Source organism: Roseobacter phycocola (assembly GCF_042055075.2).
Lineage (GTDB): Bacteria > Pseudomonadota > Alphaproteobacteria > Rhodobacterales > Rhodobacteraceae > Roseobacter.
In genome coordinates, this window is sequence record NZ_CP194010.1 from 1,220,527 (window position 1) to 1,246,778 (window position 26,252).

General features: G+C 59.1%; 25 protein-coding genes and 3 tRNA genes. 17 read left to right on the top strand and 11 right to left on the bottom strand.

Annotation, left to right across the window (positions count from 1 at the left end):
- The first annotated feature begins 108 nt into the window (after window positions 1-108).
- From AB4K19_RS06045 to AB4K19_RS06075, 7 genes are all read left to right on the top strand, one after another.
- Window positions 109-183: transfer RNA gene (locus tag AB4K19_RS06045), tRNA-Val, on the top strand.
- 105 nt (window positions 184-288) lie between these two features.
- Window positions 289-864, top strand: coding sequence for a histidine phosphatase family protein (locus tag AB4K19_RS06050; protein WP_375227552.1), 576 nt, complete (start codon window positions 289-291; stop codon window positions 862-864).
- 43 nt (window positions 865-907) lie between these two features.
- Window positions 908-983 (top strand) — tRNA-Val (locus AB4K19_RS06055).
- Window positions 984-1,141: 158 nt separating this feature from the next.
- Window positions 1,142-1,423: a hypothetical protein gene (locus AB4K19_RS06060; RefSeq protein ID WP_436399329.1), complete on the top strand. Its 282-nt coding sequence runs from the start codon at window positions 1,142-1,144 to the stop codon at window positions 1,421-1,423.
- A 256-nt stretch (window positions 1,424-1,679) separates the two neighbouring features.
- A complete protein-coding gene (locus tag AB4K19_RS06065; protein ID WP_375227554.1) occupies window positions 1,680-1,955 on the top strand; it encodes a hypothetical protein in 276 nt (91 codons plus the stop codon).
- A 69-nt stretch (window positions 1,956-2,024) separates the two neighbouring features.
- On the top strand, window positions 2,025-2,960 hold the full coding sequence (locus tag AB4K19_RS06070) for a pirin family protein (protein WP_436399330.1): 936 nt from the start codon (window positions 2,025-2,027) through the stop codon (window positions 2,958-2,960).
- Window positions 2,961-3,075: 115 nt separating this feature from the next.
- A tRNA-Asp gene (locus AB4K19_RS06075) sits at window positions 3,076-3,152 on the top strand.
- Between the two features lie 64 nt (window positions 3,153-3,216).
- Here the strand turns inward: AB4K19_RS06075 and AB4K19_RS06080 are convergent.
- The 3 genes from AB4K19_RS06080 to AB4K19_RS06090 form a co-directional block, all read right to left on the bottom strand.
- Window positions 3,217-3,504 (bottom strand): hypothetical protein, encoded by a 288-nt coding sequence (locus AB4K19_RS06080; RefSeq protein WP_375227555.1) that lies wholly within the window; start codon window positions 3,502-3,504, stop codon window positions 3,217-3,219.
- Between the two features lie 87 nt (window positions 3,505-3,591).
- Window positions 3,592-4,347, bottom strand: coding sequence for an alpha/beta fold hydrolase (locus AB4K19_RS06085; protein WP_436399331.1), 756 nt, complete (start codon window positions 4,345-4,347; stop codon window positions 3,592-3,594).
- A gap of 121 nt (window positions 4,348-4,468) precedes the next feature.
- Window positions 4,469-5,839 (bottom strand): M20/M25/M40 family metallo-hydrolase, encoded by a 1,371-nt coding sequence (locus tag AB4K19_RS06090; RefSeq protein ID WP_436399332.1) that lies wholly within the window; start codon window positions 5,837-5,839, stop codon window positions 4,469-4,471.
- A 216-nt stretch (window positions 5,840-6,055) separates the two neighbouring features.
- On the opposite strand from AB4K19_RS06090, the gene hemA reads away from it, so the two are divergent.
- The 3 genes from hemA to ispG all read left to right on the top strand — a co-directional run bounded on the left by hemA (window position 6,056) and on the right by ispG (window position 9,855).
- Window positions 6,056-7,279 carry a 5-aminolevulinate synthase gene (gene hemA / locus AB4K19_RS06095; RefSeq protein WP_375227557.1) on the top strand — a complete coding sequence of 408 codons (1,224 nt, stop codon included), beginning with the start codon at window positions 6,056-6,058 and terminating at the stop codon, window positions 7,277-7,279.
- A gap of 130 nt (window positions 7,280-7,409) precedes the next feature.
- Complete coding sequence (locus AB4K19_RS06100) at window positions 7,410-8,642, top strand: helix-turn-helix domain-containing protein (RefSeq protein WP_375227558.1); 1,233 nt, start codon at window positions 7,410-7,412, stop codon at window positions 8,640-8,642.
- Window positions 8,643-8,727: 85 nt separating this feature from the next.
- The gene (gene ispG / locus AB4K19_RS06105) at window positions 8,728-9,855 is read left to right on the top strand and encodes a flavodoxin-dependent (E)-4-hydroxy-3-methylbut-2-enyl-diphosphate synthase (RefSeq protein WP_436399333.1); all 1,128 of its coding nucleotides are present in this window, start codon (window positions 8,728-8,730) and stop codon (window positions 9,853-9,855) included.
- Between the two features lie 6 nt (window positions 9,856-9,861).
- Here ispG and AB4K19_RS06110 read toward each other — a convergent pair whose 3' ends face one another.
- Both AB4K19_RS06110 and AB4K19_RS06115 read right to left on the bottom strand, forming a co-directional pair.
- Complete coding sequence (locus AB4K19_RS06110; RefSeq protein ID WP_375227560.1) at window positions 9,862-10,611, bottom strand: DsbA family protein; 750 nt, start codon at window positions 10,609-10,611, stop codon at window positions 9,862-9,864.
- Between the two features lie 2 nt (window positions 10,612-10,613).
- Complete coding sequence (locus AB4K19_RS06115) at window positions 10,614-11,948, bottom strand: M48 family metalloprotease (RefSeq protein ID WP_436399334.1); 1,335 nt, start codon at window positions 11,946-11,948, stop codon at window positions 10,614-10,616.
- A gap of 22 nt (window positions 11,949-11,970) precedes the next feature.
- Here AB4K19_RS06115 and AB4K19_RS06120 point away from each other — a divergent pair, with 22 nt between their 5' ends.
- The 6 genes from AB4K19_RS06120 to AB4K19_RS06145 all read left to right on the top strand — a co-directional run bounded on the left by AB4K19_RS06120 (window position 11,971) and on the right by AB4K19_RS06145 (window position 20,474).
- Window positions 11,971-13,113, top strand: coding sequence for a pyridoxal phosphate-dependent aminotransferase (locus AB4K19_RS06120; protein ID WP_375227562.1), 1,143 nt, complete (start codon window positions 11,971-11,973; stop codon window positions 13,111-13,113).
- Window positions 13,114-13,172: 59 nt separating this feature from the next.
- Entirely contained in the window at window positions 13,173-14,381 is a 1,209-nt protein-coding gene (locus tag AB4K19_RS06125; RefSeq protein ID WP_375227563.1) for an N-acetylmuramoyl-L-alanine amidase, read from the top strand.
- 94 nt (window positions 14,382-14,475) lie between these two features.
- Entirely contained in the window at window positions 14,476-17,034 is a 2,559-nt protein-coding gene (locus AB4K19_RS06130) for a penicillin-binding protein 1A (protein ID WP_375227564.1), read from the top strand.
- A 71-nt stretch (window positions 17,035-17,105) separates the two neighbouring features.
- The gene (gene prfB / locus AB4K19_RS06135; RefSeq protein WP_375227565.1) at window positions 17,106-18,230 is read left to right on the top strand and encodes a peptide chain release factor 2; all 1,125 of its coding nucleotides are present in this window, start codon (window positions 17,106-17,108) and stop codon (window positions 18,228-18,230) included.
- 15 nt (window positions 18,231-18,245) lie between these two features.
- The gene (locus tag AB4K19_RS06140) at window positions 18,246-19,658 is read left to right on the top strand and encodes an amidase (RefSeq protein WP_436399335.1); all 1,413 of its coding nucleotides are present in this window, start codon (window positions 18,246-18,248) and stop codon (window positions 19,656-19,658) included.
- A 30-nt stretch (window positions 19,659-19,688) separates the two neighbouring features.
- On the top strand, window positions 19,689-20,474 hold the full coding sequence (locus AB4K19_RS06145) for a DUF2189 domain-containing protein (RefSeq protein WP_436399336.1): 786 nt from the start codon (window positions 19,689-19,691) through the stop codon (window positions 20,472-20,474).
- Here AB4K19_RS06145 and AB4K19_RS06150 read toward each other — a convergent pair.
- From AB4K19_RS06150 to AB4K19_RS06160, 3 genes are all read right to left on the bottom strand, one after another.
- A complete protein-coding gene (locus AB4K19_RS06150; RefSeq protein ID WP_375227568.1) occupies window positions 20,447-20,689 on the bottom strand; it encodes a hypothetical protein in 243 nt (80 codons plus the stop codon). The genes AB4K19_RS06145 and AB4K19_RS06150 overlap by 28 nt on opposite strands.
- Window positions 20,686-21,846, bottom strand: coding sequence for an aromatic ring-hydroxylating oxygenase subunit alpha (locus tag AB4K19_RS06155; RefSeq protein ID WP_375227569.1), 1,161 nt, complete (start codon window positions 21,844-21,846; stop codon window positions 20,686-20,688). The genes AB4K19_RS06150 and AB4K19_RS06155 overlap by 4 nt, the downstream gene beginning before the upstream one ends.
- 102 nt (window positions 21,847-21,948) lie before the next feature.
- Complete coding sequence (locus AB4K19_RS06160; RefSeq protein ID WP_436399337.1) at window positions 21,949-22,746, bottom strand: helix-turn-helix domain-containing protein; 798 nt, start codon at window positions 22,744-22,746, stop codon at window positions 21,949-21,951.
- Between the two features lie 224 nt (window positions 22,747-22,970).
- Between AB4K19_RS06160 and AB4K19_RS06165 the strand changes: the two genes are divergently transcribed.
- Complete coding sequence (locus AB4K19_RS06165) at window positions 22,971-23,309, top strand: hypothetical protein (protein WP_436399338.1); 339 nt, start codon at window positions 22,971-22,973, stop codon at window positions 23,307-23,309.
- Between the two features lie 19 nt (window positions 23,310-23,328).
- On the opposite strand, the gene ilvN is transcribed toward AB4K19_RS06165, so the two are convergent.
- The 3 genes from ilvN to AB4K19_RS06180 are packed head-to-tail and all read right to left on the bottom strand — an operon-like array spanning window position 23,329 to window position 26,200.
- On the bottom strand, window positions 23,329-23,889 hold the full coding sequence (ilvN, locus tag AB4K19_RS06170; RefSeq protein ID WP_298836170.1) for an acetolactate synthase small subunit: 561 nt from the start codon (window positions 23,887-23,889) through the stop codon (window positions 23,329-23,331).
- A complete protein-coding gene (locus AB4K19_RS06175) occupies window positions 23,886-24,452 on the bottom strand; it encodes a hypothetical protein (protein ID WP_375227571.1) in 567 nt (188 codons plus the stop codon). The genes ilvN and AB4K19_RS06175 overlap by 4 nt, the downstream gene beginning before the upstream one ends.
- Window positions 24,449-26,200, bottom strand: a complete 1,752-nt coding sequence (locus AB4K19_RS06180) for an acetolactate synthase 3 large subunit (protein ID WP_375227572.1) — start codon at window positions 26,198-26,200, stop codon at window positions 24,449-24,451. Before AB4K19_RS06180 ends, AB4K19_RS06175 begins: the two co-directional genes overlap by 4 nt.
- Window positions 26,201-26,252 lie beyond the last annotated feature (52 nt).

The window sequence follows — 26,252 nt, forward strand, 5'->3', positions numbered from 1 at the left end:
GCCGCACTTTTTGTTTCAGGCCGCATTTGCCGGCTGGTCAGGGCACAAGCTGCACCATACCCAAAAGCGCTTGCGGTCGCGACGGTGTTTGGGTATTCCGCCGCCCATGGGTGATTAGCTCAGTGGTAGAGCGCTTCGTTCACATCGAAGATGTCAGGAGTTCAAATCTCTTATCACCCACCACTTTCCTCTTACACTTTGTGATCGCTGGCACAGACTATTGCTCACCTCTTGATGACCTGGCGGCAGGGGCGTAATGCGGGAGAGACGACATATTCCGGACCCCGCATGCCTGATTTTCCGCCTCTCTACATCCTGCGCCATGGCCAGACCCACTGGAACGCCGAACACCGGGTTCAGGGCCAGCTCAACTCACCTCTGACAGATCTGGGACACAGACAGGCCGCGGAACAACACCGTATTCTCAGCGGACGTGATCTGACCGGCTTCCGTTTTCTCTCCAGCCCGCAAGGCCGCGCCTTTCAGACTGCGGCCATTGCGCTGGAGGGCCTGGCGATGCGCATTGATACCGACCCGCGCCTCGCGGAAATCATAGTGGGAGAATACGAAGGGCGCAGACGTGCGGAACTGCCGGATGGTGGCGCGGCGGATGAGAGCGAGGAGAGCGCGCTTCATCTTTATGACAGCGCACCCGGTGGCGAGGGCTTTGCGGGTCTGCGCGCGCGATGTGCTGCCTTTCTGGACGACCTGAAGGGGCCATCAGTTCTGGTCACCCACGGAATGACATCGCGGATGCTGCGCCTGATCCTGCTGAACCGGGATATGTCTGAAATGGCTGCGCTGCCGGGCGGTCAGGGCGTTGTTTACTACCTGGAACAGGGTGTTCAGCACCGACTGACATAAAGGGCTTGAAGACCTCTTTCAGTTTGGCTAAACCGCCACCACCGGGTCGTTAGCTCAGTTGGTAGAGCGCTTCGTTTACACCGAAGATGTCGGGAGTTCGAGCCTCTCACGACCCACCATTATCTCTCTGTTACGACTCAGTGTTTCTGCTTATTCTGTCGTCAGACCGCGTCGGGTGGGTGCGGCCGGTGCACGGGAAGGGGATCGCGTGATCGTTTCTGTGTGAGGGCCATTCGGTTCTTGAAAGGGGTGCGCTTTGTTCTGCGATAAGACGGGGATGGATGTTCCCGAAAAACGTAAATCTTCGGACAGCGAAGCTGATCTGAATAAAATTCTGAGCAAACTCAACGATCTGCCGGCCGACCAGCGGGGGGAACGCGCACTGCGCATGGCCGCGCGGCTGGTCGAATACGGCGCATTTGAACTGGCCGGTCGCGTCAGCAGCGAAACGGTTGGCGAAATGGTCAACCTGTCCGCACGCCTGAGCGGCCGCCGAAATGCGGCGGATGCAGCGCCCTCCGGGGCTGACGTTGTGCAGTTGTTTCCCGGCGACAGCTGAGTCTCCGATTTCTACCCTGGCGGTGCAATGTGTCGTGTACAATCCCGCTATGGTTGACAATTGTTACAATATCGGCGAATTTTGGCCTGTGAATACTCGGTTTCGCAACCGCGGCCACGTACTCAGAGCACCAGAGAAGGGTCCCCTCAGAACCGTTTGTGAAAACTGAATATTTCGTGGTGCCAGCGAGCGGGCGTCAGCGTGATGGGTGTAGTGCTCAGAGCCTGTGTCTCCATATTTTTAGGGCCGACACGATATGACTGAGCCGACGACGAAAATTCCTTCAAAGGTTGTGGACCTTCAGGCGTCGCTGGGCGCGCTTGATGAATTGTCGAAGCCGGAACGTGTCCAGATCGCGATGCTGCTGGCGTCCTGCTACCTGGAATATGCGGCGTTCGAAATGGCTCTGGATCAAAGCGCCGACGAAGTCTCGGAAATCATCCATATGGCCGCGCGGCTGGACATGACCTCCAGGCGGATTTCTGACAGGGCTGCCTTCGACAAGGCCGCACAGAGCCTGCGCAAAATGTGACAGATTCCCTGATTGAAGCGTGCGCACGGCGCATTATCCTTTTGTCGTACCCTGGCTGAGGAGGTCGATGTGAGCTGGAACCCTGTACTTGATCCGGATTGTCCCGTTGGTGACGCTGTTGATGCGATTGACACGATCATCGTGCCGCGTGCGCGGGACCTTGGCGGCTTCGAAGTCCGGCGTGCTCTGCCCGCACCCAAACGGCAGATGGTTGGCCCCTTCATTTTTTTTGACCAGATGGGCCCTGCGGAATTTCTGACCGGCAAAGGCATAGACGTGCGGCCGCATCCGCATATCGGGCTGGCGACAGTGACCTACCTCTACAAGGGCACTATACATCACCGCGACAGCCTCGGGACCGATCAGTGGATTGAGCCGGGTGCGGTGAACTGGATGGTGGCAGGGCACGGGATCACGCATTCCGAACGTACCGACGGAGAGATCCGTGAGAAGCCGCACAGCCTCTTTGGTATTCAGACCTGGGTCGCATTGCCCGAAGAGCACGAAGACAGTCCGGCGGCTTTTGAGCACGCTCCGAAGGATACGCTGCCATTCATGGAAGGTGAGGGCAAGGAAGTGCGCCTGATCCTCGGGAATGCCTGGGGAGAAAAGGCGCCCGTGCGGACCTTCTCCGAGATTTTCTACGCGGATGCTGTCCTGCAGCCTGACGCGCAGATTCCCCTGCCGGATGACCATGAGGACCGCGGAGTTTATGTGGTCACCGGATCCGTCACTGTTGCTGGTGACACGTTTGACGCCGGACAGATGATGGTGTTCCGCCCTGGTGACCGCATATCCTTGCGGGCTGGGGCAGCGGGCGCACGTCTGATGCTGCTGGGGGGTGCCACGCTGAACGGATCACGTCACATATGGTGGAATTTCGTCGCGTCCTCGCGCGAGCGGATTGATGCGGCGAAAGAGGCCTGGCGGGCGGGCGACTGGGCGCATGGACGCTTTCAGCTGCCGCCCGGAGATGACGATGAGTTCATACCTCTGCCGGACTGATCGCCTGAAAAAACAGGGCGCATGCAGAAAAATAAAATTTCTTGTCAAAGGCTGCTTGACGCGACCGGGAGGGCGCAATAGTAGAACGGAACGCTTCGCAGGAAGCGGGCAGTGGGCGGTTGTAGCTCAGTTGGTTAGAGTACCGGCCTGTCACGCCGGGGGTCGCGGGTTCGAGCCCCGTCAACCGCGCCACCGCTGCATAAAAGGCCTCCGGTAACGGGGGCCTTTTGCTTTTTCAGATGAGTGTTTCGCGCAGTCAGCCCGCCCAGTCCGCAATCACATCAAACCCCTGAGCCGAAGGTGCGCTTTCCAGATGGTCGCCAAATGCGGCCCACAGCTGGGCGACTTTGTCAGCATTGGCGTTGGAGGCCTCTTCGCTTTCTACAAGCGACACAACACATCCGCTGCCATCGGCGTTCATCATGTTCACGAAACGGATCATGCCGGGCAGTGCCATGATCTGTGGCTTCAGCTGTTCAAGTAACGCGGTGGCAGGCACCACCGCATCGGCTTTCATTTTGTAGTGTGTTACGCGTGCAAACATCGTCTGTCCCTTCAGTTTTTTGGTTTTGGATGACGTAACGTTAACACAATTTCTGTTCCGGCGCAGAAAGGTGCAGTCAGCAGCGCTTCAGCGGTGCCTGTTCAAAAAGGCCAGCAGGGCTTCCGTGGTGGCGTCCGGGTGCTGATCAACAAAGAAATGTCCGCCCGGAACGGCACCGTGGGTCATGTTTGACAATCTGTCCGCCCAGGTACCCGGAACATCATAGGATTTCGCCATCGCTCCATCAGCCCCGAACAGAACAAGGGACGGGCAGGTGACCTGCCGGTCCAGATCGGCGGCATCCAGATCGAAATCGATCTGAAGAGCTGCCCGGTAATCGGCGCACATACCGCGGATCGCCTCCGGGTCCCGCCAGGCTGTCCTGTATGCCTCCAGGGCCGCCGGATCAAAGTCCGACAGCCTTGCTGCGCCCCAGCCCAGCAGGCAGCTTTCAAAAAAAGCGTCCGGGTCATGCCCGATCATGGTTTCGGGAAACGGGTCCGGCTGCGCCAGGAAGAACCAGTGGTAATAGGCCGCTGCCACCTGCTGCGAAAGCTGGTCCAGCAGCAGGTGCGTGGGCACGATATCCATGACGGTCAGAGTTTGGACCAGATCCGGTGCATCAAGCGCCAGCCGGTGCGCCACCCGGCCGCCACGATCATGGCCCACGACATGGCATCTGTCGATCCCGAAGTGGTCAAGCAACGCAATCTGATCCGCAGCCATATGCCGGAACGAATAGGGCTCGGTGCCGGGCGGTTTGCCGCTGGCCCCGTACCCGCGCAGGTCCGGTGCATAGACCGTGAAGTTCCGGGCGAGAGCAGGTCCAACCGCGTGCCACATCGCGTGTGTCTGCGGGAAGCCGTGCAACAAAAGCAGCGCGGGCCCTGAGCCGCCTGTGGCGACCTGTATATCCAGGCCGCCGCAATCGACCGTAGTGGCTGAAAAACCCGGTATCACAGGCTCAGCTCAGGGCAGCAAGGATACGTGCCCAGCTGCGTGTTCCCTTGTGGAAACTCTCAAGATCGTATTTTTCATTGGGTGAATGAAGTGCATCGTCATCCTTTCCAAAGCCGATCAGCATCGGGGTGGTGCCCAGAATATCCTGGAAATGCCCGGCAATCGGAATGGAGCCGCCGCAGCCCACATAGGCCGCAGGCACCTGCCATTCGTCTGTCAGCGCCTGACGGGCGGCCTCAAAAGCGGGGTCGCTGGTTTCCGTCTGTGACGCACCGCTGGCCCCGTGACCGCCAAAGCTGACCTTGCAGTCCGGCGGCAGCATGTCGCGTACCATCTGGCGGAAATTCTCGCGGATCGCGAGCGGGTCCTGGGTGCCCACCAGCCGGAAACTGATTTTGGCGTGTGCCTCAGACGGCAGCACGGTTTTAAAGCCGTCACCGGTGTATCCGCCCCAGATACCATTGACCTCGCAGGTCGGGCGGGACCAGATCATTTCCAGGGGTGTTCTGTCCTGTTCACCGGCGGGGTCCGACAGGCCAACGTCGCCCAGAAAGGCCGCATGGTCAAAGGCGAGGCCCTGCCATTGCGCTTCCAGTTCGTCAGAAAGTTCCGGCACGCCATCGTAAAACCCGGGCACAGTGATGCGCCCGGTGTCATCATGCAGGGCCGCGATGATGCGCGACAGCACACGGACCGGGTTCATCGCCACACCACCGTACATCCCGGAGTGCAGATCGAGCTCCGGTCCCGTAATTGTGATCTCTTCACCCAGCAGTCCGCGCAGCATGGTCACAATGGCCGGTGTGCCGCTTTCAAAGAGCCCTGTATCACAGATCAGCGCCAGATCGGATTTCAGCTCTTCCGCGTTTTCTTCCATGAATGGCACAAGTGACGGCGACCCGCTTTCTTCTTCGCCCTCAAAAAAGAAGGTGATCTTACAGGGCAGGGCGCCTTCTTCCGCGATCCATGCGCGGCAGGCTTCGACAAAGGTCATCAGCTGGCCTTTGTCATCCGAGGAACCGCGACCACGGATCACTTTGCCTTTCGGCGTGTCTTCCAGTTGTGGATCAAACGGATCGTTGTCCCAAAGATCAAGCGGATCAACGGGTTGAACGTCGTAGTGGCCGTAAAACAGCAGGTGCGGGCCGGGCCCGTCGGCATGGCCGACAACCATCGGATGGCCGGGCGTTGTGCGTTTCTCAGCCGCAATGCCGAGGCCCTGCAGTTCTGCAACAAGCCAGTCAGCAGCAGTGTCGCAGTCATCTGCAAAGGCCGGATCGGTGGAAATCGACGGAATGCGCAGCAGAGCGCGCAGTCTTTCCAGCGCCTCCGGCAAGTCAGAATCGATACGGGAAAGAACGGCGTCCAGCGACATTTGGGGTACTCCTAAACCTGATTGCCGCGACCCTACCAGCCCGTGCTGCCGTGTCCAGCAGAGCGGTCGCACTGCGCCACCAGCGGGCTTGATCCAGATCAAGGCTGCGACATGGTGTGCGCCCTAGAGATGTTGATCATCGCACGCGCGATCTATAATTGTTCTAAGAACTGTACACGGGGTATGTCTGTACCCCGATCTGAGGAGACCCGCCGGGTGGATTACGAAGACCAACTGGATCAGGCCATTGCCCGCCTGCATGACGAGGGACGCTACAGGACCTTTATCGATATTGAACGGTCCAATGGTCAGTTCCCCCATGCTGTGCGCACCCGCCCTGACGGCACGCGCCAGAACATTACTGTGTGGTGCGGAAATGACTATCTGGGCATGGGTCAGCATCCGGTTGTGCTCGAAGCCATGCACGAAGCGCTGGACGCGACCGGTGCAGGCTCCGGCGGCACGCGTAACATTTCCGGCACAACGGTATATCACAAGCGCTTGGAGGCCGAGCTGGCCGACCTGCACGGCAAAGAATCAGCACTGCTGTTCACCTCCGCCTATATTGCCAACGATGCGACGCTTTCCACGCTGCCCCGTCTTTTTCCGGGCCTGATCATTTATTCTGACGCGCTGAACCACGCATCCATGATCGAAGGTGTGCGCCGCAATGGTGGTGCGAAGCGGATTTTCCGGCACAACGATGTTGCGCATCTGCGCGAGTTGCTGGAGGCGGATGATCCCGCCGCTCCAAAGATCATCGCCTTTGAATCGATCTATTCGATGGATGGTGATTTCGGACCGATCGAAGAGATCTGCGACCTGGCAGATGAGTTCGGTGCACTGACTTATATCGACGAAGTTCATGCGGTTGGTATGTACGGTGCGCGTGGTGCCGGTGTGGCAGAGCGTGACCGTCTGATGCATCGCCTGGACATCATCAACGGCACCCTTGCGAAGGCCTATGGTGTGATGGGTGGGTACATTGCTGCATCCGAAAAAATGTGTGATGCCATAAGATCTTACGCGCCGGGGTTCATATTTACGACGTCTCTTCCGCCCGCAGTTGCCGCGGGTGCGGCGGCATCAGTCGCCTTTCTGAAACGTGCCCCGGAATTGCGTGAGGCACATCAGACACAGGCGCGGATTCTCAAGATGCGGCTGAAGGGGCTGGGCCTGCCGATCATTGATCATGGCAGCCACATTGTACCGGTGATGGTCGGTGATCCGGTGCATACCAAGATGCTCAGCGATATGCTGCTGGATGACCATGGCATCTACGTGCAGCCTATCAATTTTCCGACGGTTCCGCGCGGTACGGAACGGTTGCGTTTCACGCCATCTCCTGTACACGGAGCGCCGGAAATGGATGCGCTTGTGCGCGCAATGGACGGACTTTGGTCACATTGTGCGCTAAATCGCGCCGAACATGCCGGGTAAGCAAGCTCCTGATGTAATTGGATTTGGCTTGTGTTAACCTGACCTAAACAACAAGCCGGGTACGAATCGTGGGGACGATTCTTAATCCGGCGCAGGCGTCAGGCAGATATGGGGAAGACGGGGCAGTCGTATGATTGGGCGTAAGCACTCAAAGAGTGTTGATGAGGTGGTCGAACAGCGCGGGTTCGACGACTTTGAACTGCGCCTTGGCGATGTCATGCGCGGTGAACGCGCGACCATGGGGAAATCCCTGCTCGACGTCCAGCGCGAACTCCGCATCAAAGCTTCCTACATCGCTGCAATTGAAGACTGCGATCCCGACGCCTTCGACACACCCGGTTTTATTGCGGGTTATGTGCGCAGTTATGCGCGCTACCTTGGCATGAACCCGGACGAGGTCTTTGATACGTTCTGTAAGGAAAGCGGGTTTTCCGTCGCACATGGCATGTCTGCGGCAGCGTCCGTTGTGCGCAAGACGCCGCGCACGGACAAAGCATCGCGGGTCTATGACGGCGACATCTTCAATAAACCCGGAACGCCATTTGTTCCGGCCGGGGAAAGCTTTATCTCCCGGATAGAACCAGGTGCGATCGGATCGTCCCTCGTGCTGCTGGCCCTGATCGGCGGCATTGGATTCGGTGGATGGTCTGTTCTGCAGGAAGTTCAGCGTGTGCAGGTGGCGCCTGTTGATCAGACGCCGGTTGTGCTGTCTGATCTGGACCCTCTGGACGGTGTGCTGACTGCAAGCCCGGAAGGCGGCTCAGAAACGGCGTTGCCTGACGGCATGGATCAGTCACGTGCGGACGCGCTGGAGCGTCTCTACCGCCCGCAAACGCTGGACGTACCTGTTCTCGTGGCGCGTGACGCGCCGATCTCAACGATTGATCCACGCTCCATTGGCAATTTTGCTGAACCACCGCGCCCGGAACCAGCCCCGGATCGTGTGTTTGCTTCAATCGATACAGCCATTGCGGACAGTGTTGCTGATTTCCCGGTACCTCAGGTGTCCAAGGACCCTGGCCCTGCGCTGCGTATGGTCGCCGTGCGCCCCTCCTGGGTGCGCGTCCAGGCTGCAGATGGCAGTGTGATCTTTGAGACGATCATGGAGCCGGGCGATGTCTGGGATGCACCGAAAAGCGAGAACCCACCTGTGCTGCGGACCGGTGAAAGCGGTGCCATCTACTTTGCGCTGAGCGGAGAGTACTACGGTCCGGTGGGGCAGACAGGCGTTGTGACGTCCAACCTTGCACTGGATGTCGACTCGCTGAAAGCGGCCTACAGCGTAGCGGATCTGTCCGCAGATGAAGCGCTGGCCACAACTGTCGTTGAACTGCAGACCCCGGTCGAACCCGCGACGGAATAAACGCCATCAGGTTCAGACGGCCATTGCGGGCAGCGCCTGTGGTGTCTATTTTGACTGACATACAGGAATTCCCCGGGGGCTCTGAATGTCACTCAATCACGTACGTCCATGGCGCAACATCTACCGTCGCACGTCACGCCAGATCATGGTGGGCAATGTTCCGGTCGGTGGGGATGCACCCATCAGCGTGCAGACGATGACCAACACGCTGACGACAGATGTTGCCGCTACGATAGCACAGATTAACGCGGCCACCGAGGCCGGCGCTGACATTGTACGTGTTTCTGTTCCGGACGAAGCCTCCTCGAAAGCGCTGCGTGAAATTGTGCCCGAAGTGTCGGTCCCGATCGTGGCGGACATTCATTTCCACTACAAAAGGGGCATTGAAGCCGCCGAAGCGGGTGCTGCCTGTCTGCGGATCAACCCCGGCAACATTGGTGATGAAAAACGCGTTCGCGAGGTCATCAAAGCAGCCCGGGACCACAATTGTTCTATCCGCATCGGGGTGAACGCGGGCAGCCTGGAAAAACATCTGTTGGAAAAATACGGTGAACCCTGTCCCGACGCGATGGTCGAAAGCGGGTTGGATCATATCAAAATCCTGCAGGAAAATGATTTCCATGAGTTCAAGATCAGCTGCAAAGCCTCTGATGTTTTCATGGCAGCCGCCGCCTATCAGCAGCTTGCGGAAGCCACGGACGCGCCCATTCATCTTGGGATCACAGAAGCCGGTGGTCTCGTTTCCGGAACGATCAAGTCGGCCATTGGTCTTGGCAATCTGCTGTGGATGGGGATTGGTGACACGATCCGTGTGAGCCTGTCTGCGGACCCGGTTGAAGAAGTGAAGGTCGGCTATGAAATCCTCAAATCTCTGGGCCTCAGGCATCGTGGCGTCAACATCATCAGCTGCCCAAGCTGCGCACGCCAGGGATTTGACGTGATCAAAACTGTCGAGACACTGGAAAAGCGTCTCGAACATATCAAAACCCCGATGAGCCTGTCGATCATCGGCTGTGTCGTAAATGGACCGGGTGAAGCGCTGATGACCGATGTGGGCTTTACGGGCGGCGGTGCCGGATCAGGCATGGTCTACCTGGCGGGCAAGCAAAGTCATAAAATGGACAACGCGGAAATGGTGGATCATATCGTTGAGCAGGTCGAAAAAAAGGCGGCCGAGCTTGATGCGGCCGCCCTTGCAGATGCTGCTGAGTAGAGCGCGTCAGCTGCGTTTGTCTTCAACGATTGTCTGAAGCTGATCGAACGGCAGGTAGCCGCGCAGCAACTCGTCCTGCAGAACGAAAGTGGGCGTGCCGGTGATCTGAAGCTGCTGTGCGAGGGCACGGGTGGACCGGATCCGGTCGGTCACCTCTTCATTATCCATTTTCGCTTCGACTGCTGCAGTGTCGACGCCATAGGTATCCGCCAGCCTGCGCAGCGACGCCAGTGTGATGTCGCCGTTAAAGGACATGAGTGCGTCATGAACAGCCTTATAGGCCTCGTCGCCGGCCACCATCTGCGTGGCAATGGCAAACCGTGACGCCAGAACTGATTGTTCGCCGAGGATCGGGAATTCCTTCACCACGAACCGGATGTTCCCGTCGGATTCGAGCAGCTTCTCAACTTCACCGAAGGCCCGTTTGCAGAAGCCGCAGCGGTAGTCCATGAACTCAACCAGCACGATATCTCCGTCCGGGTTGCCGCCGACATAGGAAAAACCATCGTCAAACAGCGCATCCGCGTTATCGGCGACCAGTGCCACATCTGCCTCGGCCTGAGCCTCCGCCTGGCGTGCTTCGAGCGCGCGTACGGCTTCCATAATGACTTCAGGGTTTTCCATCAGGTACTCGCGGACCTGATTGCCAAAAGCGTCACGCTCCGCATCCGACATAGCATTCAGATCCAGAGCCTGCGCCGGAGCGGCAAGGGCACCGAAAGCCAATGCCGCTGACAAAAGAAGTTTCCTCAACATTATTATCTCCGTTTCGCGGCGCGTTGGGCCGCATTAAGTACATCGTCAGCGCGCTGCCGTGGACCTGAACCTGCAGGCAGAAGCCCCGCCGCGCGTTTGGCATGGATGCCCGCATCCTTCATGCGTCCCGACAGAGCATAGCGTTCCGCGGTGATCAGCGCAGCCATTCCCTGTTCACCATTGCGTGCGTAGGCGACCGAAAGATCGCGCATCATGGATCCGTCCCGGAAATCGATGGACCGTGCTTTTTCCAGCGCGCGCTTCGCGCCCCTCACATCATCCTGCACGAGCAGGGCGCGGCCATAACCGGAGAGGATGAGCGCATCATTGGGCGCCAGTTTCACAGCCCGGGCATACGCGGCAGTGGCTGCCTGAAAGTTCCGGGTCTCGAACAGGATCTGTCCGCGCTGCTCATGAAGAAAGGGATCGTTGGGGCGCCGGGCAATCGCCTTGTCTATGGCGCTCAGTGCCTGTTTTGTCCGGGATTGCCGATGCTCTGCCACCGCTTCACGCAGGAGGCGGACGTCCGGGTAGGGGGTTTCTTTCAGGCGTCGCAGCGTCCATTTCGGCGCGCGGGTATAAGCGCTGAGCTTCCCCTTCACCCTCTCGAACCAATACGCGGCGATCGGATCGTCTTTGCCGTCATCGCCGTAGGCGGCGACAAAACCTTTGACCGCGCGTAACCGGTCCCGCGACAGTGGGTGGCTGCGCAGGTAGGGGTCCTGCCGGGTTTCAGACAACAGGTCCTGACCGCTGAAAATCTCCAGAACCTCCGACATGCCGGAGGGCCGGATACCTGCGGATTTCAGAAACCGGATACCCGACTGGTCCGCCGATGCTTCCTCGGCGCGGGTGTGTTTGAAAAACTGTCTCTGCGCAGATGATTGTGTGCCGATGGCGATCCCGCTGGCGGCCGCGCCGCTGCCCGTTGTCGCCGCCGCAACAGCGGCCAGAGCCAGCCCCAGTCCGGATGCTGTGCGCGCGCTGGCCAGGTTGCCCATGCGCCGCACGATGTGCCCATTTGCGATATGTGCCGCCTCATGGGCCAGTACCGCCTGGAGCATCGGCGCATTTTTCATGCGGTTGATCAGGCCGTAGTGCACAAAGATCGCGTCATTCCCGACCACGAAGGCATTCAGTGAACTGGAATTCACCACCAGGATCTTGACCCGGTTCGGGTTTAGCCCTGCCGCTGACAGCACCGGAGTGGCCAGCTGTTTCAACCCGTATTCAATGTCGGAATCGCGCAGCAACCCCTGGGCGTGCAGCGGTGCTGCTGCCATCCAGAGCAGCATCAGCGGGATTGACGCCAGGCGGAATACGCGATGAAAGATCATGCACCCAATAAGGAGCGAATAGATGCGGGTTTCAAGGCGTTCTTCGGTCGATCCATTTATTGTGATGGATGTCATGGAAGCCGCGCGGCAGGCGGAAGAGGCGGGCCGGCACATTATCCACATGGAAGTGGGACAGCCGGGAACCGGTGCGCCGAAGGCGGCTGCCGAGGCTCTGACGGCTGCGATGCAGGCAGGGCCGCTGGGGTATACAGTGGCGCTGGGGCTGCCGGCACTGCGCGCGCGGATCGCACGGATGTATGGCGACTGGTACAACGTGGATCTGGATCCTGCCCGTGTCGTGATCACGCCCGGATCGTCCGGCGGATTTCTGCTCGCCTTCACGGCGCTTTTCGATACCGGTGACCGTGTCGGCATCGGCGCGCCGGGGTATCCCAGTTATCGCCAGATTCTCCGGGCGCTCGATCTCGTCCCCGTTGATCTGGAAACGGCACCGGAAAACCGGCTGCAGCCGGTGCCTGCGGATTTCGCCGGTCAGAACCTCGCGGGTCTTATGGTTGCTTCACCGGCAAACCCGACGGGCACGATGCTGGACCGGCCGGCGATGCAGGCGCTCGTGCAGGCGACAGCGGAGCAGGGCGCTTCGTTTATCTCAGATGAAATCTATCACGGGATCGAATATGAGGCGAAGGCTGTGACCGCCCTCGAAATCACAGACGACGCCTATGTCATCAACTCGTTTTCCAAGTATTTTTCCATGACCGGCTGGCGGGTTGGCTGGATGGTTGTACCTGAGGATCATGTGCGGGTGGTTGAGCGGATTGCCCAGAATATGTTCATCTGTGCGCCGCATGCCAGCCAGATTGCAGCGCTTGCAGCGATGGATGCGACCGACGAGCTGGAAGCCAACATGGAGGTCTATCGCGCAAACCGCAGGCTGATGCTGGACGGATTGCCGGCCGCAGGTTTCACGAATATCGCGCCGCCGGATGGCGCCTTTTATGTCTACGCAGATGTCTCCGATCTGACGGAGGACAGCCGTGCGTTTGCGGCGGAAATTCTGCGCGAGGCGGGTGTCGCCGTCACGCCGGGTCTGGATTTTGATCAGGCGCGGGGCAACCAAACCCTGCGCTTTTCCTATGCGCGCTCGACGGCGGATATTGCCCAGGGGCTGGAGCGTCTCAAAACCTTTATGCAGCGGCGCTGACGGGGATTCACACGCCGGGGATGATCGGATAAACTGCCTGAAAAAAGGCAGAGCAGCAGATGATCCGAATTCTGGCGATGGCGGCGGCGCTGACCGTGGCGCTGTGTTTTTCCGCATCAGCGGAGGAGGCAGCGATGGTAAATCCCGGCGAGAGCAGCGCGGCCGACATGCGCGGCGGCGGCGCTGTGATGACGCTTTCGCTGAGCCACGGCGTCCCTTTTCGTGTTTTCACGCTCGACGCTCCACCGCGCCTGGTGGTTGATTTCAGGGGCCTGAACACCGAAGCCATTCCCGCAGAAACGATGGTTCAGCAGAGTGCCGCAATAAGTGGTCTGCGCAGCGGCGTTTTCCGCCCCGGCTGGTCGCGGCTGGTTGCAGACCTTGATGCGCCGCTTTTGCCTGCAGAAACAGGTATGCGCATTGATGACAGCTCTGGAAAAGCGGTGCTGTCCCTTGTTCTTGAGCCGGTATCGCCGGGTGCCTTTGCCGAAGCGTCCGGCATTCCGGCGACGGCGCTCTGGGCGCAGGAACCGGTTGTCCCGCCCCGGAAGCGCACCGATGATGACCTGATGGTGGTGGCCATTGATCCCGGTCACGGTGGCATTGATCCTGGTGCGGAACGCGAAGGGCTGTCTGAAAAGGTTCTGATGCTGGATATGGCGCGCGAGCTGAAGGCAGCACTCGAAGCCACCGGTCTGGTGCACGCGGTACTGACACGGCAAAGCGATGTGTTCGTCTCGTTGCAGGCACGCGTTGCTTTGGCGCAGCAGGTGGAAGCAGATGCTTTTGTGTCGCTGCATGCTGACGCGCTGGCCGATGGCGGCGCGCAGGGCGCAACAGTCTACACCCTGTCCGAAGAGGCGAGCGATAAGGCAACGGCCCTGCTGGCAGCGCGTCATAACCGCGCAGATATTCTTGCGGGCGTCGATCTGACGGGCGCTGACGATGTCGTCGCGGGCGTTCTGCTGGATATTGCGCGGCGTGAAACCGCACCGAGGACCGCAGCGCTGGCCCGGTCACTGGTCACCGGCATGGATGAGGCGGGCGGGCCGATGAACCGCCATCCGTTGCGCAAAGCAGGCTTTTCGGTGCTGAAATTGGCCGATGTCCCTTCGGTGCTGGTCGAGGTCGGCTTTCTTTCCAGTCAACGTGATCTGGATAACCTGCGGCGGTCGGAATGGCGCAGTCAGATGGTGGCTGGTCTTGTTTCAGGTCTGCTGGCCTGGCATATGGAAGACGAAGCGCGCAGAACTCTGTTGCGGCAGTAACTTTTGCGCGTGTGCCCGCCGCCGGGCTTTTGACGATTTCCGCCGTGACCGGTATAACAGCCGGAGTGCGCAGCCCTGAAAAGTGAGTCAAACAGTGATCCGGTTCATCCTGTCCTTCTTTGGTGGCATTTTCACCACCATCACCATGGCCTTTGGCATGGTGGTTCTGACGATTGGCGCGATTTTCTGGGTCTATGGCCGCGACCTGCCGAGCCACGAGTCGCTAGCACAATATTCGCCGCCAACAATCAGCCGGATTTATTCCGGCCAGGGACAGATCATCGACGAGTTTGCCACAGAGCGGCGGTTGTTCGCGCCGGCTGACACCATCCCTGATCTGATCAAACAGGCTTTTATCTCTGCCGAAGACAAGAATTTCTACGAACATGACGGGTACGACCTGCGTGGTATTGCGGCAGCTGGTGTTGACGCCGTGCGGTCGCGCGGTCAGGACCTGCGCGGCGCATCGACCATCACGCAACAGGTGATGAAGAACTTCCTGCTGTCCGGCGACCGGCGGGCGGAGCGGAAAATCAAGGAGATCATCCTTGCAGCGCGCCTTGAGGAAACCCTGAGCAAGGAGAAAATCCTGGAGCTCTATCTCAACGAGATTTTCCTCGGTCAGAACTCATATGGTGTGGCCGCTGCGTCGCAGACGTATTTCAACAAACCGCTGGTGGATCTGGAACCACATGAAGCGGCGTTCCTTGCGTCGCTGCCGAAAGCGCCAAGCGATTACCATCCCGTGCGCCAGAAGGACCGGCTGCTCGCGCGCCGGAACTTTGTCCTGCGCGAGATGATGGAGAACGGCTACATTTCGACTGCGGCTTACGAGACAGAACGCGCAGCACCACTGCGGTCGGTGCAGAACGGTGATTTTGAGAGCTTCAAATCGGTTCTGCCGCCACGCGACTATTTCACGGATGAAATCCGCCGTCAGCTGAGCGAGGATTTCGGCGAGGGCGAGTTTTTCACTGGTGGTCTGACAGTACGGGCGACGATCGACCAGGAGCTGCAGCCAGTCGCCGCGGAATCCCTCCGTCGCCAGCTTGAGGATTACGACCGCAAGCAGGGTATCTGGCGTGAGGCGACCAACAAGATCGACCCGGAGCGTCTGACGTCTGAAGCGGACTGGCGCGCGGCCCTGAGTGATGTGGAAATTGCCCGTGACATTGAACTCGACGGCCCCTGGTATCCGGCTGTTGTTCTGTCGGTCGGCGGTGGCAATGCGCGTATCGGGATCGAAGGCGTTGAGGAAGATGCAGAGGGCCACTTCATTGCTGCCCGGGATGTGACATGGGCGCGCAAACGGTCCATTGACGGCCAGACCGGGCCCAAAGCCGACGCCGCCGGTGATCTGCTCGACGTGGGGGATGTGGTGCATGTGCGCGCGATTATTTCCGACGAAGACGGCACTTTTGTGCGCTGGTCGCTGCGCCAGGTGCCGAAAGTGCAGGGTGCTTTTGTGGCGATGGACGTCAACACGGGCCGTGTGATCTCGATGCAGGGCGGCTTTTCCTATCAGTCCAGTGTATTTAATCGCGCCACGCAGGCTAAACGCCAGCCGGGCTCCAGTTTTAAACCTTTCGTCTATGCGTCCGCGCTCGACAGCGGCTATTCACCTGCAACCATCGTGGTGGATGCGCCGATCGAGATTGATACGCCCCAGGGCCTGTGGCGGCCGCGCAATGCGTCCAACGAATTCTACGGCCCGACACCCCTGCGCACAGGCATCGAACGCTCGCGGAACCTGATGACCATCCGTCTGGCACAGGAAGTTGGTATGGATGTCGTGGCCGATTATGCCGAACGCTTTGGCGTCTATGACAATATGGGCACCTTCCTGGCAAATGCCCTGGGGTCCGAGGAAACGACGCTTTATCAGATGGTTGCAGCCTATGCGATGTTTGCCAACGGGGGCGAACGGGTGACGCCGACGCTGGTGGACCGCGTCCAGGACCGTTATGGCAAAACCATCTATCGTCACGATGACCGCTATTGCTTTGACTGCGAGAAACCTGAGCTGACGGCGGGTGTCGCGCCCAAAATCATATCCAACCGTGAACGTGTCATGGACCCGGTGACCGCCTATCAGCTGACATCAATGATGCGCGGCGTTGTCGACCGCGGTACGGCGGCACGCACGGTGAACCTACCGGTCCCGACGGCAGGCAAAACAGGCACCACGAATGACGCCAAGGATGTCTGGTTTGTTGGTTTCACCAGCAACATCGTCGCGGGCTGCTACATCGGCTATGACCAGCCCAGCGGTCTGGGGCGCGGGGCGTCGGGTGGCGGTATGTGTGGCCCGGTATTCCAGCGCTTTATGGAAAAGGCGACACAGAAATATGGCGGTGGCGATTTCGAAATTCCCCCAGGTGGCCGTTTCATCAAGATCGACCGGTTCACCGGTGCGCGCCTGAATGATGACGCTCAGGGCGAGGCCGTTGTGGCCGAGTATTTCCGCGCGGGCGAGGAGCCGGTCTTTGGGATCATGTATGATGGTGGTTTCGCCATGGGTGCCGATCTTCCGCTCTTTGAGGAAGTTGGCCAGAACCAGCGGACACAGCAGGTCACCACCTCAACCGGCGATACGGTAACCGTCGGGCCGAATGCCGGCTTCGGGACGGTCAGCTCCGGCGGTCTTTATTGACACGCGCAGCGCTTGCCGCTGCCCAGGCGCTGGTTTATCAACGGGCAGAGATTGGCTGAGGCAGGAACGCAATGCGCGCAGACGCACAGAATACCGTTGAAAAAATTGAAAAATCGCTTGAGCTTCTGGCGCAGCGTCTCGACGTGGAGACCGCACCCCACAGGCTCGAGGAATTCAACGCGCGTGTTGAGGATCCGAACCTCTGGGATGATCCGGAAGCGGCACAAAAGCTGATGCGCGACCGCCAGATGCTGGTCGACGCCATGGAGACCTATGAAAGTATCCGCCAGGATATGACTGACAACATCGAACTCATTGAACTGGGGGAGATGGAGGAAGACGAAGAGGTCGTCGGCGATGCAGAGCAGGCATTGCATGCCCTGGCCGAAAAAGCCGCCCAGAAAGAGCTGGAAGCGCTCCTTGATGGTGAGGCGGATGGCAATGACACGTTCCTAGAGATCAACGCCGGTGCCGGCGGTACAGAAAGCTGTGACTGGGCGTCCATGCTCGCGCGGATGTATGTCCGCTGGGCGGAGAAAAAGGGATACAAAGTAGAGCTTCAGGCGGAAAGCGCCGGTGATGAAGCCGGGATCAAATCCGCGACCTATAAGATCAGTGGTGTGAATGCATACGGCTGGCTGAAATCGGAAAGCGGCGTTCATCGTCTGGTGCGCATCTCGCCTTACGATTCCGCAGCCAAACGCCATACGTCCTTCAGTTCGGTCTGGGTGTATCCGGTGGTCGATGACAACATCGATATCGAGGTGAACCCGGCGGACATCCGCATCGATACCTACCGATCCTCTGGTGCGGGCGGTCAGCACGTGAACACCACAGATTCGGCTGTACGGATAACGCACCACCCGACGGGTATCGTCGTGACCAGCTCTGAGAAGTCGCAGCACCAGAACCGGGACATCGCGATGAAAGCGCTGAAATCGCGGCTCTACCAGCTGGAACTGGACCGGCGCAATGCGGCCATCAACGAAGCGCATGAGAACAAGGGTGATGCCGGGTGGGGCAACCAGATCCGATCATATGTTCTGCAACCCTATCAGATGGTCAAAGACCTGCGTACCAGCTTTGAAACGTCGGACACCAAGGGTGTTCTGGATGGTGATCTGGATGGTCTGATGGCAGCGACGCTGGCGCTGGACGTGTCGGGCAAGTCCCGCGCGGAAGCGCAGGGCAGCTGATCCCGGGGCGGCGTGATGGAGGATCATTCCTTCAGACCGGCCCTTGATCTGAGTGCGGACATTGCATCCGGAAAACTGACGGCTGAGAGCCTGATGCGGTCGACACTGGCCCGCATCGCGGCGGTCAACGATCAGGTAAACGCCATCATTTCGCTGCGACCTGCTGATGATCTGCTGCGTGAGGCCCGCGCGGCTGATCAGAGCCCGCGACGTGGCTGGCTGCATGGTATCCCCATTGCCATCAAAGAACTGGCCCAGGCGAAGGGCTTGTCTGCGACCAGCGGCTCCCCGGTTTTCGCCGGTCAGGTTGCCTCTCAGGATGATCTGTTCGTCGCAAGAATTCGTGCCGCCGGGGCCATCATCATCGGCAAGACCAATGCGCCCGAATTCGGACTGGGCAGTCACACACACAACCCGGTGTTCGGCACGACACGCAACCCTTATGATCTGTTCCGCTCAGCAGGCGGGTCTTCCGGCGGCGCGGCGGTGGCCCTGGCGACCGGTATGCTCAGCGTGGCGGACGGCTCAGACATGATGGGCTCGCTGCGCAATCCTGCCGGCTGGAACAATGTTTACGGCATGCGGCCGACCTGGGGGCTGGTGCCGGATGCGGACGCGGATGACGTCTTTGTCAGCACGCTGGCCACAGATGGTCCGATGGCGCGCACGCCTTCGGACCTGGCGGCGCTGCTGGATACGATGTCAGGCGCCGACCCCCGGGTGCCGTTTGCGCGTGGGGCAGACGTGTCACTGCCGGGGATTGATGACCTGGTCCGACCACCCCGCATTGGCTGGCTCAGTGACTGGGGCGGCGCGCTGCCGATGGAGCAGGGGGTGCTTGAGACCTGCGAGGCGGCGCTTGGTACGATGCAGGCCATGGGGTGGCTGGTCGAACCGGTGCGTGATCTGTTCAGTTCTGACGCACTCTGGACCAGCTGGACGCGTCTGCGCGCCTGGCTTGTTGCTATGCGGCACCAGGACAAATACGAGGATCCGGCGCTGCGTCCCCTGTTGAAAGAGGCAATGATCCACGAAATTGAGACCGGGCTTTCGCTGTCGCCGCGTGAAATCTACGCGGCCAGCGGAATCCGGTCTGACTGGTTTCGCTCTGCGACACAGTTGTTCGGGAAACATGATGTTCTGGCGCTGCCCACGGCTCAGGTCTGGCCGTTTGACGCGGAGCTGACGCACCCCACGTCGATCGCCGGTCACGAAATGGACACCTATCACCGGTGGATGCAGGTGGTTGTGCCTCCCAGCCTGGCGGGGCTGCCCGCGGTAAGTGTTCCGGCGGGTTTCGGGCCTGATGGGATGCCCATGGGGCTGCAGCTGATCGGCCCGCAGGATAGCGACAGCTATTTGCTGCAGATCGCCCAGGCCTGGCACAAAGCAACAGATTGGCCAGGGAAACGGCCCGCGATGGTGTAAAGTTGCAGATATGCTCCGGGGGGAATCAGTATGAGCGACGCAACATCACAGGACATCAAACCCGGCGCACCCGAGATGCGCCCCGCGCGACTTGATGATATCGGAACAGCACTCAAGGCCGGCTTCGGCGATTTCCGGCGGCATCCTGTTTATGGCCTCATTTTCGGAGGCTTCTACGTTCTCGCCGGGTGGCTGATGACCCTGATTACGCTGCAGACGGGCCACACATTCTGGCTGGTGCTTGCGGCCATCGGGTTCCCGCTGCTGGGGCCGTTTGCCGCCGTAGGACTTTATGAAATCTCGCGCAGGCTGGAAGCGGGTTTGCCGGTCACTCCGGCGGCCGTCTTCGGGATCATCTGGCAACAGCGTCTGAGACAGCTTCCATCACTCTGCACGATGATGGTGGTGATCTTCATGTTCTGGTTCTTTCTGGGCCACATGATCTTTGCGCTCTTTCTGGGGCTATCAACAATGACAAATATATCATCGTCTTATGAGGTGTTCCTCACGCCGAACGGCATCATGATGCTGCTCTTTGGCACGGGCGTCGGAGCCGTTTTCGCGGTCCTGATCTTTTCGATTGCCGTCATTGGTCTGCCCATGCTGCTGGACCGGGAGGTGGATTTCATCACCGCAATGATCAACAGCTTCCGGGCGGTGAGCAGCGCGCCGGTTGTGATGCTGATCTGGGCTGCGCTGGTTGCGGTCATCACATTCGCCGCACTGGTGCCGTGGTTCCTGGGGCTTCTGGTCGCGCTGCCTGTGTTGGGCCATGCGTCATGGCATCTTTATACCCAGCTGTCTGACGGGTCCTGAAGAGGCTCTTCGCGGCCCAGCTCCACAAGCCGGGCCCGCAGGGCGGGGCCGTCAGGGTGCCCGGTTTCGAGCGCATATACGTAGGCATGCGTCAGATAGAACCCGATGGCTTCATCATCCGCTGATGCGTCGGCAGCCCTGACATAAAGCCCGACCAGTGCCTCAGTATCGTTTCTGTCATGCGCATCAAGCAGCTGCGCATCCAGTGACGTCATTCCGCAGCCTTTGACGCAGCGCGTGTGCTTTCCAGCCGCGCAGCAACCCAGTCGTGAAAGAGATGCGTCGGGCTGTCCATCACAGGAGAAAACCGCCCACCATCAAAGGAAACCGCATGCCGTCCCCGCTGCATGCCCTCGACGACAAAGACATCTTCGGCAAAAACTGTTTTCCACAATGCTGCGTTCGCAGTGCGCAGCGCCTCATCCGTATCCGGCTGCGCGTAATAGAGGTGCACATGCTCCAGTGTGCGCTCGGGCCCTTCGGGCTGCAGGATGATCGCAAACGTATGGTCCCGGTGCACGCCAAGCAGCACGTTGGGAAAAGCGGTGATGTATTCAGCAGCGGTATCCCATTTGTCGCTCAGACCATCGAAATCCGGGAAGGTTTCGCCATTGTCACCAGTCAGCTGACGGTAGACTAGCGTGCCCTGACCCGAATATCGCCCCGCATTTTCAATATGGTAGTGGTCTTCCAGCCGCGAATAGCTGTTGAGGCCAGGATGTACCCAGGGGAGGTGGTAGCTCTCGCAGTAGTTCTCGACCGCGAGCTTCCAGTTACAGTTTACTTCAAGTGTGAAAGCGCTTTGCCCGCCACCGTGGAACAGCGGAAGATCAAACTCCCGCCAGCGCTCAAGGAGCGCCGCGTTGGCGTCCTGAAACTCGGGCGCGGTACCCGATACATTGATCCAGACGACACCCATCCAGACGTGGCTGCGCACTTCGATAAGGCCCAGCAGCGCACGGTCAATGCCTTCATGGGTATTCTGACCTGGACCGCCCACATGCGGAGTACTGACCAGCCGGCCATCAGTGGAATAGCACCAGCTGTGATAGGGGCACCGGATCGCACCTTCGATGCGGCGTGGCTCCTCGACAAGGATCATGCCGCGGTGACGACAGATGTTCTGGAATACCCGGACACTGCCTGAACGATCCCGCACCAGCAGCAACGGCATCCCCAGAAACGTTATCGGGACCGCGTCACCGGCCTCCGGAACCTGTGCAGTAACCGCCAGGCCGGACCAGCTGTCGAACAGAAGAGACTGTTTTTCCTCATTAAAAACGCTCTGATCCGTGTAGTGTTCGTTGGGCAGGCCGTTGGCGTCAGAAATGGGACGGCGAACGGCAGACAGGTCTGTGACGGGACGGTCCATGGCAGAATTCCTCAGCGTGATGACGAAACGTTACGCCAAACACACCGGATTGCGACCGTCAAAACGACCAGAGTTTCCCCGAGGCGACATAAAAAGCGTCGCTCAGCGGAAAGGATCATCCGGTTGCAGCAGACGCTGATGGAAGGGGGGAAGGCTGTCAAAGCCACAGAACCCGGCGCCGCGTGCAATCTCCATGACCATCGGCCAGTCATTGCCAATGTGCTCGTACACAAGACGCGTCATGCGCGTGCTGGAGGATGTCTCGCGCACAGTGCGGGCAACATACCCTACCCAGAAGTTATTCTGAAAGGATGTCACCTGAGCGAGGTAGTTGAAGGAGCCTGTCATCCCGTTGCGCCGGGTGACAATGAAGCCGACCCCTTCTTCGATGCGCAGCACGAAGCCCCTGAACTCGCGGGCGGACGGGCTGGCCGGAATGCCCTGCATGGCAAGTGCCATCTTGGGTTCATATCCCCGCATATATGTGTCATTGCCGACCCGCTGAACAAAGGTGAGACCTCTGACGAATTCGCCTTCGCGCACAAAACTGCGTCGGGAGAAATGGTAAAACCCGCTGGGCAGAGTTTCTTCCGGGATGTGCCGTACGGTGTCCCCCATGAAGTCCCGCAGCCAGGGACCGGCTGCCGACGCGGCGTCAGATGAAATTTCCTCGACAGGCTCAAGCAGGACGCGTGCGTCGACGCCAAAGAACTCGCAGATCCGGGACAGGACATCGGGGCGGGGAAAGCTCTCACCGCTCAGATACCGGTTGAACTGGGTCCGGTTGATACCGAGCTCACGGGAGAGCGCTGAAATAGAAGGGTATTCTGCCGCCAGAATCCGCAGATTTGCGCCAAACATGTTGCGCAGCTGGGCAGGGGTTCGGGTTGTCGCAGTCATGTGCGTCCTTAAAAGGCATCATTTCACTATGTGAAACGGCCGTGCAGAAATCCTGAACCAGTTAATCTGTTGACGCGAAACAGCGTCAACTATCGTTCGTAACTGTGTCAACCGTAATCCAGCGCGACACAAATTCCAAGCGTACGGTGGTGTTTTTATCGTGGGCGCTGACGTTAACTTCTTGCTACCATAAGTTGGAAAAAAAACAGAATAGGCTTTGTACTATGCTTGGGGTTGTGCTGTGGAGCGATTCATCTGACGGGAAAGCCGTCATCTGGTGCGAGGATCAGGGTGATCTCGCATTTCTGAATTCAAAAGATCAGGTCCTGAGTGCAGAACCGTTCTTTGACGCGGGTGATCTGGTCCAGTTCGACATGGAAGTTCAGTCGTCACTGCGGCGCGCGCACAATCCGCGCCTTGTTGTGGAGAATGCAGGTGCGTCGCTTGCAGACGCGCTGCGACGGACGGAACGCATGAGCAGCCCGCGCAATTCAGGACGCGTCGTACCGTTCAGCGCACCCGGCGAAAAAAACCAGCCCGCAGCGACCTGCCGGGCTGGCTGATTTTTTGGTATCTGAGGCTTTACTCGCCGCGGGACAGCGCCGCGACGCCGGTCCGCGCCACTTCGGCAAGTCCCAGCGGGCGCATAAGATCGGCGAAAGCGTCGATTTTGTCCGGTGCGCCGGTAATCTCAAAGACAAAGCTTTCCAGCGTGCTGTCGACAACATTTGCCCGAAAGATGTCGGCAAGACGCAGCGCCTCAACGCGTTTGTCCCCGGTTCCCACGACCTTGAACATGGCCAGTTCACGTTCCACGCTGGCACCTTCAACGGTCAGGTCGTGCACGTCATGCACGGAAACAATCCGGCCCAGTTGTGCCTTGATCTGTTCGATAACCTGCGGTGTTCCGGACGTGACGATCGTGATGCGCGACAGATGTCCGGTGTGATCCACCTCTGCGACGGTCAGGCTGTCGATGTTGTAACCACGTCCTGAGAACAGACCGATTACACGCGCCAGAACACCGGGCTCATTCTCAACCAGCACGGCGAGTGTGTGCCGCTCAATCACGTCCGAAAAGGTCGGACGCAGGTTGTAGGCGGAATGGCTGGTGGCGCCTTTTTTGATTTTCAATGCGCTCATTTGGTTTTTCCCCGTCTCCAAACATAGGTTAGGTCGTTCGTCTTCCCGGCCATCTGGGCTACCTCCTCAGGTGACAGACTGACGTTTTTCGGTAGGCGTAGCGGTATCTTTCCATCAGAAAGCCCGTAAGGGTCGCCCGGATGAATTGCGTCTATTGCAATAGAAAAAGCGAAGACATGTCTGCATTCCCACTCCCCACCATGCTGCTTTGTGACCGGATTGTATGACTTGGATGGATACATAAAGCAGATGGAGTAATTGCCGGTGTCCCGACCATGATCCGTGACCTTCCAAAGGCTCGGAACACCGACCCTGTTCCCCGGATACCATAGCATGGCTGTTCCGTTTTCTGCGAAATACTCAACCTGTGTCCCGTGGCTGGCATCGGTGAAATGGATGGTTTTCCCGGCGATCTGGTCATTGATCTTGTGACGCTTTCGAGAGAACTGGAACTCTTCGGATGCATGAGCTTCTTTTGTCTGGATCTCGGGAGCCGTACACGCTGCCACACCGAATGCGACCGCAATCAGTCTTGCAGATCTGGCACAGCGCCGCCATGTCACACCAGCACACTCCCCTTGCTGTCGATCACGCCCTGTGTTTCCGCTTCGCCCAGCAGCATTTCGTTGTGCGCTTTGCCTGATGGGATCATCGGGAAGCAGTTTTCGTGCTTTTCGACGAGGCAGTCGAAGATCACCGGGCCATCGTGGTTGATCATTTCTATGATCGCATCATCAAGGTCGTCCGGGTCAGAGCAGATAATCCCCTTTGCCCCGAAAGCTTCGGCCAGTTTCACAAAGTCGGGCAGGGCATCAGACCAGCTGTGCGAGTAGCGCTCACCGTGCAGCAGTTCCTGCCACTGGCGCACCATCCCGAGGCGTTCATTGTTGAGAATGAACTGCTTGACGGGCAGGCGGTACTGAACGGCGGTCCCCATTTCCTGCATGTTCATCAACCAGGAGGCTTCACCGGCCACATTGATCACCAGCGCGTCCGGGTGTGCCATCTGAACACCGATGGACGCGGGGAAACCATAGCCCATGGTGCCAAGGCCTCCGCTCGTCATCCAGCGGTTCGGATCCTCAAAGCCCAGATATTGAGCAGCCCACATCTGGTGCTGGCCCACCTCGGTGCAGATGTACCGGTCATGATCCTTGGTCAGTGCCTCAAGCCGTGCGAGCGCATGCTGCGGTTTGATGACCTTTCCGGCCTGCGTGAATTGCAGACAATTGACCTTTTTCCATTCGTTGATCTGGCCCCACCATTTGCCGACGGCTTCAGCGTTGGTTTTGCGTCCGCGGGCTTTCCAGACCTTGAGAATGTCTTCCAGAACATGGCCCACGTCACCGACAATCGGGATATCCGTCTTGATCACTTTGTTGATCGAGGAGGGGTCAATGTCGATATGCGCCTTGATCGATTTGGGGCTGAATGCATCAAGGCGGCCGGTGATCCGGTCGTCGAAACGCGCGCCGATATTGATCAGCAGGTCGCAGTCGTGCATGGCCATGTTGGCCTCGTAAAGGCCGTGCATGCCCAGCATACCGATCCATTTTTCACCTGAAGCCGGATAGGCGCCAAGCCCCATCAGCGTCGACGTGATCGGGAAGCCGGTAGCTTTGACCAGTTCACGCAGCAGCTGGCTCGCGCCCGGGCCGGAATTGATCACGCCGCCGCCGGTGTAAAACACAGGCTTTTTGGCCTTTTCCATGGCGGCAACCAGTTCTGTGATCTCCTCCATGTCGCCCTTCAGCTTTGGCTGGTAGTGCGACACCGACGGTTTGGGTGACTGGTAAGTGCCGGTCGCAAACTGAACGTCCTTGGGGATGTCTACAAGAACCGGTCCCGGGCGTCCGCTGGTGCTGACATGGAACGCTTCGTGGATGACACCTGCCAGCGCGTCCGTCTCCTTAACCAGCCAGTTGTGCTTGGTGCAGGGACGTGTGATGCCAACCGTGTCGGCCTCCTGGAAGGCATCTGAACCGATCATGAATGTCGGCACCTGGCCCGTCAGAACGATGATCGGAATGGAATCCATCAGCGCATCCGTGAGGCCGGTCACGGCGTTGGTCGCACCGGGCCCGGAGGTTACAAGAACCACGCCGGGCTTACCGGTGGCACGCGCATACCCTTCGGCCGCGTGTACTGCGCCCTGTTCGTGCCGCACCAGAATGTGCCGGATGGCGTTCTGCTGAAAGATCTCGTCGTAAATCGGTAGGACGGCGCCTCCGGGGTAGCCAAAGACAGTATCCACACCCTGGTCGATGAGGGCCTGGACAATCATTTTCGCTCCGGACATCTGCCGTGTCATATCTTTCAACTCCGTATCGGTCCCGGCAGGGACCTGTTGACTGTTGCGCATA

Excerpts from the sequence above, each read along its gene's own strand:
- AB4K19_RS06050 (WP_375227552.1), top strand. The coding sequence starts at position 289 with ATGCCTGATTTTCCGCCTCTCTACATCCTGCGCCATGGCCAGACCCAC.
- AB4K19_RS06060 (WP_436399329.1), top strand. The coding sequence starts at position 1,142 with ATGGATGTTCCCGAAAAACGTAAATCTTCGGACAGCGAAGCTGATCTG.
- AB4K19_RS06065 (WP_375227554.1), top strand. The coding sequence starts at position 1,680 with ATGACTGAGCCGACGACGAAAATTCCTTCAAAGGTTGTGGACCTTCAG.
- AB4K19_RS06080 (WP_375227555.1), bottom strand. The coding sequence starts at position 3,504 with ATGTTTGCACGCGTAACACACTACAAAATGAAAGCCGATGCGGTGGTG.
- AB4K19_RS06085 (WP_436399331.1), bottom strand. The coding sequence starts at position 4,347 with ATGTGGCACGCGGTTGGACCTGCTCTCGCCCGGAACTTCACGGTCTAT.
- AB4K19_RS06090 (WP_436399332.1), bottom strand. The coding sequence starts at position 5,839 with ATGTCGCTGGACGCCGTTCTTTCCCGTATCGATTCTGACTTGCCGGAG.
- AB4K19_RS06100 (WP_375227558.1), top strand. The coding sequence starts at position 7,410 with ATGATTGGGCGTAAGCACTCAAAGAGTGTTGATGAGGTGGTCGAACAG.
- ispG (WP_436399333.1), top strand. The coding sequence starts at position 8,728 with ATGTCACTCAATCACGTACGTCCATGGCGCAACATCTACCGTCGCACG.
- AB4K19_RS06110 (WP_375227560.1), bottom strand. The coding sequence starts at position 10,611 with ATGTTGAGGAAACTTCTTTTGTCAGCGGCATTGGCTTTCGGTGCCCTT.
- AB4K19_RS06115 (WP_436399334.1), bottom strand. The coding sequence starts at position 11,948 with ATGATCTTTCATCGCGTATTCCGCCTGGCGTCAATCCCGCTGATGCTG.
- AB4K19_RS06120 (WP_375227562.1), top strand. The coding sequence starts at position 11,971 with ATGCGGGTTTCAAGGCGTTCTTCGGTCGATCCATTTATTGTGATGGAT.
- AB4K19_RS06125 (WP_375227563.1), top strand. The coding sequence starts at position 13,173 with ATGATCCGAATTCTGGCGATGGCGGCGGCGCTGACCGTGGCGCTGTGT.
- prfB (WP_375227565.1), top strand. The coding sequence starts at position 17,106 with ATGCGCGCAGACGCACAGAATACCGTTGAAAAAATTGAAAAATCGCTT.
- AB4K19_RS06140 (WP_436399335.1), top strand. The coding sequence starts at position 18,246 with ATGGAGGATCATTCCTTCAGACCGGCCCTTGATCTGAGTGCGGACATT.
- AB4K19_RS06145 (WP_436399336.1), top strand. The coding sequence starts at position 19,689 with ATGAGCGACGCAACATCACAGGACATCAAACCCGGCGCACCCGAGATG.
- AB4K19_RS06150 (WP_375227568.1), bottom strand. The coding sequence starts at position 20,689 with ATGACGTCACTGGATGCGCAGCTGCTTGATGCGCATGACAGAAACGAT.
- AB4K19_RS06155 (WP_375227569.1), bottom strand. The coding sequence starts at position 21,846 with ATGGACCGTCCCGTCACAGACCTGTCTGCCGTTCGCCGTCCCATTTCT.
- AB4K19_RS06160 (WP_436399337.1), bottom strand. The coding sequence starts at position 22,746 with ATGACTGCGACAACCCGAACCCCTGCCCAGCTGCGCAACATGTTTGGC.
- AB4K19_RS06165 (WP_436399338.1), top strand. The coding sequence starts at position 22,971 with ATGCTTGGGGTTGTGCTGTGGAGCGATTCATCTGACGGGAAAGCCGTC.
- ilvN (WP_298836170.1), bottom strand. The coding sequence starts at position 23,889 with ATGAGCGCATTGAAAATCAAAAAAGGCGCCACCAGCCATTCCGCCTAC.
- AB4K19_RS06180 (WP_375227572.1), bottom strand. The coding sequence starts at position 26,200 with ATGACACGGCAGATGTCCGGAGCGAAAATGATTGTCCAGGCCCTCATC.